At 65.1% G+C, this 11,822-nt stretch carries 13 protein-coding genes; 11 read left to right on the top strand and 2 right to left on the bottom strand.

What is annotated here, in order from left to right; genetic code table 11:
* The first annotated feature begins 100 nt into the window (after positions 1 to 100).
* The 11 genes from kdsD to P5W98_RS01605 all read left to right on the top strand — a co-directional run bounded on the left by kdsD (position 101) and on the right by P5W98_RS01605 (position 9,759).
* Positions 101 to 1,087, top strand: a complete 987-nt coding sequence (gene kdsD / locus P5W98_RS01655; protein ID WP_421022931.1) for an arabinose 5-phosphate isomerase KdsD — start codon at positions 101 to 103, stop codon at positions 1,085 to 1,087.
* Positions 1,087 to 1,668, top strand: a complete 582-nt coding sequence (locus P5W98_RS01650; RefSeq protein ID WP_421042611.1) for a KdsC family phosphatase — start codon at positions 1,087 to 1,089, stop codon at positions 1,666 to 1,668. The genes kdsD and P5W98_RS01650 overlap by 1 nt, the downstream gene beginning before the upstream one ends.
* On the top strand, positions 1,665 to 2,267 hold the full coding sequence (gene lptC / locus P5W98_RS01645; protein ID WP_421022929.1) for an LPS export ABC transporter periplasmic protein LptC: 603 nt from the start codon (positions 1,665 to 1,667) through the stop codon (positions 2,265 to 2,267). Before P5W98_RS01650 ends, lptC begins: the two co-directional genes overlap by 4 nt.
* 32 nt (positions 2,268 to 2,299) lie before the next feature.
* Positions 2,300 to 2,992, top strand: coding sequence for a lipopolysaccharide transport periplasmic protein LptA (gene lptA / locus P5W98_RS01640; RefSeq protein WP_421022928.1), 693 nt, complete (start codon positions 2,300 to 2,302; stop codon positions 2,990 to 2,992).
* A 20-nt stretch (positions 2,993 to 3,012) separates the two neighbouring features.
* Positions 3,013 to 3,780 carry an LPS export ABC transporter ATP-binding protein gene (gene lptB / locus P5W98_RS01635; protein WP_434718522.1) on the top strand — a complete coding sequence of 256 codons (768 nt, stop codon included), beginning with the start codon at positions 3,013 to 3,015 and terminating at the stop codon, positions 3,778 to 3,780.
* A gap of 331 nt (positions 3,781 to 4,111) precedes the next feature.
* Entirely contained in the window at positions 4,112 to 5,629 is a 1,518-nt protein-coding gene (locus P5W98_RS01630) for an RNA polymerase factor sigma-54 (protein WP_421022927.1), read from the top strand.
* Between the two features lie 178 nt (positions 5,630 to 5,807).
* Complete coding sequence (gene hpf / locus P5W98_RS01625; RefSeq protein ID WP_028219970.1) at positions 5,808 to 6,164, top strand: ribosome hibernation-promoting factor, HPF/YfiA family; 357 nt, start codon at positions 5,808 to 5,810, stop codon at positions 6,162 to 6,164.
* A 436-nt stretch (positions 6,165 to 6,600) separates the two neighbouring features.
* Positions 6,601 to 7,056 carry a PTS IIA-like nitrogen regulatory protein PtsN gene (ptsN, locus tag P5W98_RS01620; protein WP_174220076.1) on the top strand — a complete coding sequence of 152 codons (456 nt, stop codon included), beginning with the start codon at positions 6,601 to 6,603 and terminating at the stop codon, positions 7,054 to 7,056.
* A gap of 58 nt (positions 7,057 to 7,114) precedes the next feature.
* The gene (gene hprK, locus P5W98_RS01615) at positions 7,115 to 8,083 is read left to right on the top strand and encodes an HPr(Ser) kinase/phosphatase (RefSeq protein WP_027795920.1); all 969 of its coding nucleotides are present in this window, start codon (positions 7,115 to 7,117) and stop codon (positions 8,081 to 8,083) included.
* 102 nt (positions 8,084 to 8,185) lie between these two features.
* On the top strand, positions 8,186 to 9,079 hold the full coding sequence (gene rapZ, locus P5W98_RS01610; protein WP_421022926.1) for an RNase adapter RapZ: 894 nt from the start codon (positions 8,186 to 8,188) through the stop codon (positions 9,077 to 9,079).
* Between the two features lie 41 nt (positions 9,080 to 9,120).
* The gene (locus tag P5W98_RS01605) at positions 9,121 to 9,759 is read left to right on the top strand and encodes an LON peptidase substrate-binding domain-containing protein (protein ID WP_421022925.1); all 639 of its coding nucleotides are present in this window, start codon (positions 9,121 to 9,123) and stop codon (positions 9,757 to 9,759) included.
* 23 nt (positions 9,760 to 9,782) lie between these two features.
* On the opposite strand, the gene mutY is transcribed toward P5W98_RS01605, so the two are convergent.
* Both mutY and mutM read right to left on the bottom strand, forming a co-directional pair.
* Entirely contained in the window at positions 9,783 to 10,910 is a 1,128-nt protein-coding gene (gene mutY / locus P5W98_RS01600; RefSeq protein WP_434661599.1) for an A/G-specific adenine glycosylase, read from the bottom strand.
* A 27-nt stretch (positions 10,911 to 10,937) separates the two neighbouring features.
* Complete coding sequence (mutM, locus tag P5W98_RS01595; protein ID WP_421042613.1) at positions 10,938 to 11,768, bottom strand: bifunctional DNA-formamidopyrimidine glycosylase/DNA-(apurinic or apyrimidinic site) lyase; 831 nt, start codon at positions 11,766 to 11,768, stop codon at positions 10,938 to 10,940.
* Positions 11,769 to 11,822: the final 54 nt, after the last annotated feature.

Here is an 11,822-nt window from a genome sequence, read left to right as displayed (position 1 = left end):
GGGAAGTACCGCGGAAGAGGGGCGCAAAGGCGGCAAAAGCCGGCGCTTTGGCACTGAGAGCGCCGGCGCGGCGCTCATACGCCTTTGCTATACTCCGCGAATGATAGCGAAAATCAATGGCGATCGGGCGCTGAAGCTCGCTCGCGACGTGCTCGACATCGAAGCCGACGCCGTGCGCGGACTTCGCGACCGGCTCGACGACAACTTCGTCGGCGCGGTCGACCTCATCCTCAGTTGCCGCGGACGCGTAGTCGTCTCCGGTATCGGCAAATCGGGCCACATTGCCCGCAAACTCGCGGCCACGCTCGCCTCCACCGGCACGCCGGCGTTCTTCGTGCATCCCGCCGAAGCGAGCCACGGCGACCTCGGCATGGTGACCGCCGACGACGTGTTCGTCGGCCTGTCCAACTCCGGCGAATCGGAAGAGCTCGTCGCCATCCTGCCGCTCGTCAAGCGCATCGGCGCGAAGCTCATCGGCATGACGGGCAACCGCCCGCAGTCCACGCTCGGCAGACTCTGCGACGTGCATCTGGACGCCGGCGTCGAGAAGGAAGCCTGCCCGCTGAATCTCGCGCCCACGGCCAGCACGACGGCGGCGCTCGCGCTTTCCGACGCGCTCGCGGTCGCGGTGCTCGATGCGCGCGGCTTCGGCGCCGACGACTTCGCGCGCTCCCATCCCGGCGGCGCGCTCGGCCGGCGCCTGCTCACCTACGTGCGCGACGTGATGCGCACGGGCGACGCCATCCCGAAGGTGCGCGGCGACGCCACGGTGCGCGACGCGCTCTTTCAGCTCACCGCCAAACGCATGGGCATGACCGCCATCGTCGATGAAGAAGACCGCGTGGCCGGCATCTTCACCGACGGCGACCTGCGCCGCGTGCTCGAACGCGTGGGCGATTTCCGCGATCTGCCGATCGCCCAGGTGATGACGAAGGGCCCGCGCACGATCGGCCCCGACCAGCTCGCGGTGCAAGCCGTGGAACTGATGGAGCGCCATCGCATCAATCAGATGCTGGTGGTGGACGCCGAGGGCATGCTCATCGGCGCGCTCAACATGCACGACCTGTTCTCCAAGAAGGTGATCTGATGAATGCGGCCCCCGGGCTTGACGCGAACGCGCGTGCCGCGCGCGTGCGCTTGATGATTTTCGACGTCGACGGCGTGCTGACCGACGGCGGCCTGCTGTTCACGAGCGCGGGCGACACCATGAAAGGCTTCAACTCGCTCGACGGACACGGCGCAAAGCTCTTGCGCGAAGCCGGCATCGACACGGCCATCATCACCGGGCGCCGCTCGGAGATCGTCGCGTTGCGCGCGAAGGAGCTGCGCATCACGCATCTGTATCAAGGCGTCGAGGACAAGCGCGTCGCATTCGAGGCGCTACTCGCCGAAACCGGCATCACGCGCGAGCAGTGCGGCTACATGGGCGACGACTGGCCCGATCTCGGCGTGATGCTCCAGTGCGGCTTTGGCGCGGCGCCCGCGAACGCGCATCCGGACGTGCTCGCGCGCGCGCACTGGGTCACCGACAAAACCGGCGGCCACGGCGCCGTGCGCGAAGTCGCCGACCTGATCCTGCGCGCCCAGGGCCATTACGACGCCATGCTCGCGGCGGCGTGCGCCCCGCACGCGCCGCACACAGCGGAGTCGCGCGCGGAGTCCCGATGAACCAGCAGAAGTTTCGCCTCACCTCGCTCGTGCCGGTGATCTGCGTGGCGGTGCTCGCCGGCTTCACTTGGTGGCTGATTCAGGCCGTCAAGCCGCGCGAGAACGAAGCCGCGCCGCGCCCGCTCACGCACACGCCCGACTATTTCGCCGACAACTTCTCGGTCTCCGAGCTCGACCAGTCGGGCTCCACGCAATACCGCCTCACCGCCGAGCACATGGTGCATTACGAGGACGACTCGAACAGCGACCTCACGATGCCCGCGGTGCGCGCGTTCCAGCCGGGCAAGCCGGTGGTCACGGCCACGGGCAAGCGCGGCAGGGTCAACGGCGACGCCTCGATCGTCGATCTGTACGACAACGCACGCATTCTGCGCGCAGCCGGCCCGGGCGACCCCGACATGCAGGCTGATTCCGAGCATTTCCGCGTGCTCGTGAACGACGATGTGATCCTGACCGAAAAGCCGGTTAAACTTCGTCGCGGCCAGTCGGTCATGACGGCCACCAGCGGCATGAACTACAACAACGTCACCCGGGTCATCCAGCTCTTCGGCAATGTCCGCGGCGCGATCGCCCCGGCTGATTCCGGCGGCTCGTCCTGATCCCCCGGGCCGTCCACCCAAGGCACGACTGCATGAACGATTCGCTTCCCCGACCTTTGTCCGGCCGCCCGCACGCGCAGGGCTGGCGCCGCGCTGCGTTCGCGACGCTGGCCGCGCTCGCGACCGCGCTGCCGCTCGCATGCATCGCGCCCGCCGCGCACGCCGAGAAAGCCGACAAGGACAAGCCGCTCAACATCGAAGCGGACAACATGACGTACGACGATCTGAAGCAACAGACCGTCTTCACCGGTCACGTGATCGCCACGAAGGGCACGATCATGATCAAGGCCGACAAGCTCGTCGTCACGCAAGACCCGCAGGGCTATCAGTACGCCACCGGCACGGTGGCGCCAGGCACGCCCGAAGCCAACCTCGCGTATTTCCGCCAGAAGCGCGAGGGCATCGACGAATACGTCGACGGCACCGCCGAGCGCATCGACTACGACGGCAAGCAGGACCTCACCACGCTCACCACGCGCGCGACAGTGCGTCGCCTGCAGGGCCTCTCGACGGTGATGGACACGGTCCACGGCAGCGTCATCACCTATGACGGCCAGAACGACTTCTACACCGCGAAGTCGGGCTCGGACGTCGCCGGCCCCGGCAATCCGAAGGGCCGCGTGCGCGCGATGCTCTCGCCGCGCAACGGCGGCGCACAGCCGCTCTCCGGCGGCCCGGCCACGCTCGCGCCCTCCACGACACTCAAGGGAGCGCCGCAACAGTGAACACCGCCACCGTCTCCCCCATCCATCAGCGCACGGCCGCGGGCAAGACGAGCTCGCTCGTCGTGCGCAACCTCAAGAAGCGCTATGGCTCGCGCACCGTCGTCAAGGACGTTTCGCTCGACGTGAAAAGCGGCGAGGTGGTCGGACTGCTCGGACCCAACGGCGCGGGCAAGACCACGTCGTTCTATATGATCGTCGGCCTCGTGCCGCTCGACGCGGGCGAGATCGACCTCGACGGCGAGTCCATCAGCCTTTTGCCGATCCACAAGCGCGCGGCGCTCGGCCTTTCGTATTTGCCGCAGGAAGCGTCCGTGTTCCGCAAGCTCACCGTGGAAGAAAACATCCGCGCGGTGCTGGAACTGCAGACCGACGGGCACGGCAAGCGTCTCTCGAAGGACACCATCGCCACGCGCTCGGACGCGCTCCTCGACGAACTCCAGATCGGCCATTTGCGCGACAATCCGGCGCTCTCGCTTTCGGGCGGCGAGCGCCGCCGCGTGGAAATCGCGCGCGCGCTCGCAACCGATCCGAGCTTCATCGTGCTCGACGAGCCGTTTGCAGGCGTCGACCCGATCGCCGTGCTGGAAATCCAGAAGATCGTGAAGTTCCTGAAGCAGCGCAACATCGGCGTACTGATCACGGACCACAACGTGCGCGAGACGCTCGGCATCTGCGACCACGCGTACATCATCAGCGACGGCAGCGTGCTCGCCGCAGGCGCCCCCGGCGAGATCATCGAGAACGAGAACGTTCGCCGCGTCTATCTCGGCGAGCATTTCCGCATGTGACACGCCGATCCGGGGCGCGCCAGACACCCTGCGCGCCCCGGCCTTGCTCGCCACACCGAGCCGAGCAAGGCCGCCCGGCGCCGCCGGCCGCGCCCCCTCATTTCCGAGAGTTTTCCGTTGTTCCTGCCTGCTGGCGTCGGCTCCGTCCGCCCAGTGAAGTTCATGCGCCGCGCATCGTGCAGGCGTGCGCGCGAGTATTCCGCGCGCTTGTTTGCGCACCAAATTCGCGCTTGCAGCCGCCCTGCGCACTCCCCTCGGGCACGCGCGTTTTCGCGTATGTCGCGTGGTATCGCGAGCGTGGCAAACTCTTTACAATGAATCGCACACTGCCATGAAAGCCAGCCTCCAACTCCGCCTCTCGCAGCACCTCGCGCTCACTCCGCAGCTACAACAGTCGATCCGGCTGCTGCAGCTGTCGACGCTCGAACTGCAACAGGAGGTCGCCACGGCGATCGCGCAGAACCCCTTGCTCGAGAACGAGGACGATTGGATCGCCAGCCCGCTGCGCGTGGCGGCGGACGGCTCGGTCATCGCCCAGCCGCCAGCGCCCTCGGGCGCCGAGCCGATGCAGGGCGCGGGCAACGGCGCAACTTCGTCTGCCAGCGGCGGCGAAAGCGGCGAAGGCGACCCCCAGGGCGTGGACGAATACGACGGCCTCGGCGGCGATGCGAATGGCGAGGCAAGCCAGTGGAACCTGGACGACTACGGCCGCTCCGGCAGCGCCTCCGACGACGACGACCTGCCGCCGCTGCAGATACACGAATCGACCACCACGCTGCGCGACCATCTGATGGCGCAGTTGCGCGAAACCAATGCGAGCCAGCGCGACCGCGCGCTCATTACGTTCCTGATCGAATCGCTCGACGACGACGGCTACCTCTCGTCAACCTGTGAAGAGATTCTTGCCGATATCCCGGAAGAGCTGGAAGTCGACGCCGACGAACTGAACGCGGCGCTCGCGCTGCTGCACAGCTTCGACCCGGCCGGCGTGGGTGCGCGCTCGGCTTCGGAGTGCCTGAAGCTGCAGTTGTTGCGCGTCAATCCGTCTCCCACGCGTACGCTCGCCCTCGAAATCGTGTCGAATCATCTGGAACTACTCGCGGCGCGCGACTTCACGCGTTTGCGCAAGCAACTGAAGGCCGGCGACGATGAATTGCGCGACGCGCATACGCTGATCCGCTCGCTCGAACCGTTTCCGGGCGCGGCGTACGGCAAGGCCGAAGCCGACTATGTGGTACCGGACATCATCGTGAAGAAGTCCGGCCAGAACTGGCACGCCGAACTCAATCCGGAAGTGGTGCCCAAGCTGCGCATCAACCACCTGTACGCCAACATCCTGCGCAACAACCGGGGCGATCCGGGCAGCGGGTCGCTGCGGCAGCAGTTGCAGGAAGCGCGCTGGCTCATCAAGAACATCCAGCAGCGCTTCGATACGATCCTGCGCGTCGCGCAGGCGATCGTCGAGCGTCAGAAGAATTTTTTCGTGCATGGCGAGATTGCCATGCGCCCCTTGGTTTTGAGGGAGATTGCTGATACGCTGGGCCTACACGAATCTACTGTCTCGCGTGTGACAACCGGTAAATACATGCTGACTCCATTCGGGACACTTGAATTTAAGTACTTCTTCGGATCGCATGTTTCAACGGACACGGGAGGCGCCGCATCATCTACCGCCATTCGTGCCCTCATCAAGCAACTCATAGGAGCCGAGAACACCAAATCCCCTCTTTCGGACAGCCGCATAGCCGAACTGCTGGCGGAACAGGGTTTCGTGGTTGCGCGACGCACTGTCGCGAAGTACCGCGAGGCGCTGAAGATCCCGGCGGTTAATCTGCGCAAGTCTCTTTAAGCCTGTTCCGGCCTTTGCGGAATGGGCATTTTCCGGCCGCGGCGCCAGTTGGCGGAGATGGCCAGTCGGGCTAGCCCCCTCGTGACGGCCTTTCGGGGAGCCGAACGACCTGGGCGAGTCAGTCGACCGGCACAGCCGCGCTTCACGCGTCACGCGGCCAATAGCCTGGAGAAGCACTATGAATCTGAAGATCAGTGGACACCATCTCGAAGTAACGCCAGCGTTGCGAGAATACGTGATCACCAAACTGGACAGGGTGCTAAGACATTTCGATCAGGTCATCGATGGCAATGTGGTCCTCTCGGTCGACAACCACAAGGAAAAGGACAAGAGACAGAAGGTTGAAGTGAACCTTCATCTGAAAGGCAAGGATATTTTTGTGGAAAGCGCGAACGGCGACATGTACGCCGCCATCGATCTCGTGGTCGATAAACTCGATCGTCAGGTCGTGCGCCACAAGGATCGCCTGCAAGGGCATCAGCACGAATCGCTCAAGTATCAGCCGGCTGCTCCGATCGAAGTTCCGCCGCAATAACGCAGTGAACATCCGGAGTTGATTCAACCCCGATTGCTGGCTTGAGCAAATGCGCGAAATCTGGCCTCAGCCAGATCTCAAGCAGGCCGCCAACGAAGCCGCCCTCGCCGGGCGGCTTTTTCGTGGACCGTTTCGTGGACCTTCCCGAGCACAGGATCCGTATGTCCGGCATCGAACGGTGCTCGAGAGTGCAACCGTGCAACAATGGTTGCGCCGATGCATGGCGCATCGCACCATCGGCCAGTACGCTTGTTCTATAATGGTCCAGTCACTTTCGGGGTAATACGTCCCCATGGTCCCGGCATCGCGCTGGTCGTGCCAGGCGAGGTGCCGGCTGCGCAGGGTTTGTCCTGCGCGCAACGGCGTGTCGCCTCGCGCATCAGCTGCGCCGATTGTCGGGGTGAGGAGCATTCAGGCCACGTTTTCGCCTGCCAACATGAATCGTTTAGCCAAAATACTTCCCATCGAGAACGTCGTCGTCGGTCTGTCCGTTACCAGCAAGAAGCGCGTCTTCGAACAAGCTGGCCTGATCTTCGAAAACCAGAACGGCATCGCCCGCAGCACGGTTACCGACAATCTGTTCGCGCGCGAGCGTCTCGGCTCCACGGGCCTCGGTGAAGGCGTGGCCATTCCGCACGGCCGCATCAAGGGCCTGAAGCAGCCGCTCGCCGCCTTCGTGCGGCTTGCCGAGCCGATTCCCTTCGAAGCGCCCGATGGCCAGCCCGTCTCGCTCCTCATTTTTCTGCTCGTGCCGGAACAGGCCACGCAGCAGCACCTTGAAATTTTGTCCGAGATCGCCCAACTGCTGTCGGATCGCGAAACACGCGAACGGCTGCATACTGAGGAAGATCGGGAGACGTTGCATCGACTGCTCACCCAGTGGCAACCTTGATGTAACGCGCGGCCCCTGATGTAACTCGTGGCTTTTTGCGCATTTGGCGCCAGGACTCATGGACACTTCCAGCATCAACGCCCAAAGCATCTTCGACGACAACGCCACCACGCTGAAGCTTAGCTGGCTGACGGGGCACGAAGGCTGGGAACGCGGCTTTTCGGCCGAGACGGTGGCAACGGCGACGGCCAGCGCGGACCTCGTCGGCCACCTGAACCTGATCCACCCGAACCGCATCCAGGTGCTCGGCGACGCCGAAATCCATTACTACCAGCGCCAGACCGACGAAGACCGCTCGCGCCACATGGCCGAGCTCATCGCGCTCGAGCCGCCGTTCCTCGTAGTCGCCGACGGCATGACCGCGCCGCCCGAACTGGTGCTGCGCTGCACGCGCTCCTCCACGCCGCTCTTCACCACGCCCATGTCGGCGGCCACGGTGATCGACAGCCTGCGCCTCTACATGTCGCGCATCCTCGCGCCGCGCGCGACGCTGCATGGCGTATTCCTCGACATTCTCGGCATGGGCGTGCTGCTGACCGGCGACTCGGGCCTCGGCAAGAGTGAACTCGGCCTCGAACTCATCAGCCGCGGCCACGGCCTCGTGGCTGACGACGCCGTGGACTTCGTGCGCCTCGGCCCCGATTTCGTCGAAGGCCGCTGCCCTCCGCTCCTGCAGAACCTGCTCGAGGTGCGCGGCCTGGGTCTGCTCGACATCAAGACGATCTTCGGCGAGACCGCCGTGCGCCGGAAGATGAAGCTCAAGCTCATCGTGCAACTGGTGAGGCGGCCCGACGGTGAATTCCAGCGCTTGCCGCTCGAAAGCCAGACCGTGGACGTGCTCGGCCTGCCCATCAGCAAGGTCACGATCCAGGTGGCGGCTGGGCGCAACCTCGCGGTGCTCGTCGAGGCCGCCGTGCGCAACACCATCCTGCAATTGCGCGGCATCGACACCCTGCGCGACTTCATGGACCGCCAGCGTCTCGCCATGCAGGATCCGGACAGCCAGTTCCCCGGCAAGCTGATCTGATTCGGCAAACGCGCCCATGACGCGCGATCTGTGCGCCGCAGCGTCATCACCGGCGCATAGATCGAATGCTATGATGACCCAATCGGGTTCACCCTCTTTCTCATGCGTATCATCCTGCTCACCGGCATTTCGGGCTCCGGCAAGTCAGTGGCGCTGAATGCGCTCGAAGACGTCGGCTATTTCTGCGTCGACAATCTGCCTCCGCGCTTTCTGCCGCAGCTTGCCCAATATCTCTCCGAAGACGGCTACGAGCGTCTCGCGGTTGCGATCGACGCGCGCTCGAGTTCCTCGTTCGAGGACATGCCGGAGATGATCCGCGACCTCGCGCGCGAGCACGATGTGCGCGTGCTGTTCCTCAATGCGAGCACGCAGTCGCTCATTCAGCGCTTTTCCGAGACGCGCCGCCGCCATCCGCTTTCCGGGTCCGTCGCGCACGACGCCAACGTCGGCATGCTCAAGTCGCTTGAAGAGGCCATCGAGCACGAGCGCGAATTGGTCGCCAATCTCGCCGAATTCGGCCATCAGGTCGACACGAGCAACCTGAGCGCCAACGCCCTGCGTCAGTGGATCAAGGTATTCGTCGAAGGCGGGCGCGGCTCGCTGATGCTCACCTTCGAATCGTTCGGCTTCAAGCGCGGCGTGCCGCTGGACGCCGACCTCGTGTTCGACGTGCGCACGCTGCCGAACCCGCATTACGATGCCCGCCTGCGACCGCTCACCGGGCTCGATGCGCCCGTGATCGAGTTTTTGGACGCGCAGCCGGCCGTCCACGAAATGATCGACGATATCTACGCGTTCGTCGCGAAATGGCTGCCGCATTTCCGCGACGACAATCGCAGCTACCTGACCGTCGCGATCGGTTGCACCGGCGGCCAGCATCGCTCGGTCTACATTGCCCAGACGCTCGCCACACGCTTCGCCGGCGAGTCAAACGTCATCGTGCGTCATCGCGACGCGCCACTCGACGTCGGAGAATCGTCCCGGCTGATCGCCTAACGCGGCCGCGTCGCGCGGCCCTTAACCGAAAGCGTTGCGCCATGTCTTCTTCTCCTGCCGTGCTCGCCGATTTGCCGCTCTTTCCGCTGCATACGGTGCTCTTCCCCGGCGGCTTGTTGCCGCTGAAGATCTTCGAAGCGCGTTATCTGGATATGGCGCGCGAATGTCTGCGCGAGAAAACACCGTTCGGCGTATGCCTGATCAAGAGCGGCGCCGAGGTCGCGCAACCCGACGAAGTCGCCGCGGTTCCCGAAAGCGTGGGCTGTCTCGCCGAAATCGAGCAGTGCGATGTCGAAACTTTCGGCATGCTGCACATTCGCGCGCACGGCACGCGGCGCTTCAGACTGCTCTCGCATCGCGCGGAAGCAGACGGCTTGCTGGTAGGCATGGCCGAGCCGCTCCCCGAGGACATTCCGCTCGAAGGCGCGGAGCATCTCGCACGCTTCGGCGCGTGCGCCGAGGTGCTGGAGCGCATCATCGCGACGATCCGCGAGCGCGATGCGGCGAGTCTGCCGTTCGCGGAGCCATTCCGGCTCGACGATCCGTCGTGGGTCTCCAACCGCCTCGCGGAGGTCCTGCCAATTGCATTGCGCGCACGGCAGAAGCTGATGGAACTCAACGACGCCGGTGCGCGCATCGACGTCGTGCATCACTACATGCAGCAGCATCAGTTGCTGTAACGCTCACTGCCTACGTTTTTGCATCAGATCAACGAACCGCGCAGGCCGTCGAGCAGCTTGCGCACCGGCGCGGGCACGCCGTAAGCGTCGATCTCGCGCAGCGGGACCCACGCCGTTTCCGCCTCATTCGCCGCGAGCCCGGCGCCCCTGCGCTCGAGTTCGAGTTCGATCATGCGCGGCTCGATGTCGAGCTTGAAGTGCGTGAACGTATGCGTGAGCGATGCGAGCGGCGAAGCTTTCGCGCTCGCGCCGAACCGCTGCGCGCGGTCGGCCAGCGCCGCTTCGCCCGCGGCTTCGGGCAGGCTCCACAGACCGCCCCAGATGCCCGTGGGCGGGCGCTTCTCCAGCATCACCGCGTCGCCGTCGAGCAGCACGAGCATCCACGTGCGGCGTGTGGGCACGGCCTTCTTCGGACGCGCAGCGGGCAACTGGCGCTGGCGGCCTGTCGTCTTCGCCACGCAATCGCTCGCAAAAGGGCAGCGCTCGCAATCGGGCTTGCCGCGCGTGCACAGCGTCGCGCCAAGATCCATCAGCCCCTGGGTGTAGGCGCTCACCTCGGCGTCGCTGGCATCGGCGCCCGGCACGAGCGATTCGGCGAGCGTCCACATCGCGTTCTCCACGCGCTTCTCGCCGGGAAAGCCTTCCACGCCGAACACCCGCGCCAGCACGCGCTTCACGTTGCCATCGAGAATCGTCGCGCGCGCGCCGAACGCGAACGACGCGATCGCCGCCGCCGTCGAGCGGCCGATGCCGGGCAAATCGGCGAGCCCTTCGACCGTCGATGGGAACCGGCCGCCGTGCTCCTGCGCGACCACCTGCGCGCATCGATACAGATTGCGCGCACGAGAGTAGTAGCCGAGCCCGGCCCATAGCGCCATCACGTCGTCGATGGGTGCGGCCGCGAGCGTCTCGACCGTGGGAAAGCGTTCGAGAAAGCGCGCGTAGTACGGAATCACCGTGGATACCTGCGTCTGCTGCAGCATGATTTCCGAGAGCCAGATGCGATAGGGGTCGCGCGTGTTCTGCCATGGCAGATCGTGGCGGCCGTGTTCGCGCTGCCACGCAATCAGGCGTGGCGCGAAACTCGCGAGCAGATCGTCCGGATACGTGCCGGCAGCGGGCTTTTCGGTAGATGCGGATGAAAGATACATGGAAGAGCTTGCAGGAGAAACCTGCCCTCAGCGCTGACAGCGCGGACAGAAATAGGTCGACCGCTGGCCCTGCACGATCTGTGTGATCGGCGTGCCGCACACGCGGCAAGGCTGGCTCGCGCGGTCATAAACGAAATATTCGAGCTGGAAGTAGCCGCTTTCACCGTTGCTGCCGACAAAATCGCGCAGCGTGCTGCCGCCCTTCTCGATGGCCGAGGCCAGCACGGCGCGCACGGCGTCCGCGAGCAGTTCGTAGCGCGCGAGCGAGATGCGGCCCGCTGCCGTGGTCGGCCGGATGCCCGCGCGAAACAGGCTTTCCGATGCGTAGATATTGCCGACGCCCACCACGATGTCGCCGGCGAGCAGCGCCTGCTTGACGGACACCTTACGGCCGCGCGTCTCGCGAAACAGCAGTGCGCCCGAGAATGCTGGCGTAAACGGCTCGATGCCGAGATTCGCAAGGAGCGGATGGCCAAGCACGTCGCCCGCCTCGCGCGGATGCCAGAGCACGGCGCCGAAGCGGCGCGGATCGCGAAAACGCAGCGTGAAGTCGTCGAAGAACCAGTCGACGTGATCGTGCTTCTCCGCGGCCGGCGGCTTTGGAAGATTGCGTAATACGCGCAGCGTGCCGGTCATGCCAAGATGAACGATGAACCAGCCCTCGTCGACCTCGAACAGCAAGTACTTGCCACGCCGGCCCACGGAACGAATCGTGCGCCCGCGCAGCGTGCGCGCGAGCGTGGCCGGCACAGGCCAGCGCAGGGCCGGATTGCGCACCTCGACGCGCTCGACGCGGCGGCCCGCTACCCACGGCTCGATGCCCCTGCGGGTGACTTCAACTTCTGGCAGTTCTGGCATGTCTAAAAAGGGGTGAGAGGTTGTGCCGGAACAATCCGGCGAGCGTAGCCGCGC

The organism is Paraburkholderia sp. A1BS-2L (genome assembly GCF_051125205.1).
GTDB lineage: Bacteria > Pseudomonadota > Gammaproteobacteria > Burkholderiales > Burkholderiaceae > Paraburkholderia.
The sequence above is the reverse complement of the archived record's forward strand: the minus strand, read 5'-3'. Positions and strand labels throughout refer to the sequence as shown.

Excerpts from the sequence above, each read along its gene's own strand:
- rapZ (WP_421022926.1), top strand. The coding sequence starts at position 8,186 with ATGCGTATCATCCTGCTCACCGGCATTTCGGGCTCCGGCAAGTCAGTG.
- ptsN (WP_174220076.1), top strand. The coding sequence starts at position 6,601 with ATGAATCGTTTAGCCAAAATACTTCCCATCGAGAACGTCGTCGTCGGT.
- kdsD (WP_421022931.1), top strand. The coding sequence starts at position 101 with ATGATAGCGAAAATCAATGGCGATCGGGCGCTGAAGCTCGCTCGCGAC.
- P5W98_RS01605 (WP_421022925.1), top strand. The coding sequence starts at position 9,121 with ATGTCTTCTTCTCCTGCCGTGCTCGCCGATTTGCCGCTCTTTCCGCTG.
- mutM (WP_421042613.1), bottom strand. The coding sequence starts at position 11,768 with ATGCCAGAACTGCCAGAAGTTGAAGTCACCCGCAGGGGCATCGAGCCG.
- P5W98_RS01630 (WP_421022927.1), top strand. The coding sequence starts at position 4,112 with ATGAAAGCCAGCCTCCAACTCCGCCTCTCGCAGCACCTCGCGCTCACT.
- hpf (WP_028219970.1), top strand. The coding sequence starts at position 5,808 with ATGAATCTGAAGATCAGTGGACACCATCTCGAAGTAACGCCAGCGTTG.
- mutY (WP_434661599.1), bottom strand. The coding sequence starts at position 10,910 with ATGTATCTTTCATCCGCATCTACCGAAAAGCCCGCTGCCGGCACGTAT.
- lptA (WP_421022928.1), top strand. The coding sequence starts at position 2,300 with ATGAACGATTCGCTTCCCCGACCTTTGTCCGGCCGCCCGCACGCGCAG.
- P5W98_RS01650 (WP_421042611.1), top strand. The coding sequence starts at position 1,087 with ATGAATGCGGCCCCCGGGCTTGACGCGAACGCGCGTGCCGCGCGCGTG.
- hprK (WP_027795920.1), top strand. The coding sequence starts at position 7,115 with ATGGACACTTCCAGCATCAACGCCCAAAGCATCTTCGACGACAACGCC.
- lptC (WP_421022929.1), top strand. The coding sequence starts at position 1,665 with ATGAACCAGCAGAAGTTTCGCCTCACCTCGCTCGTGCCGGTGATCTGC.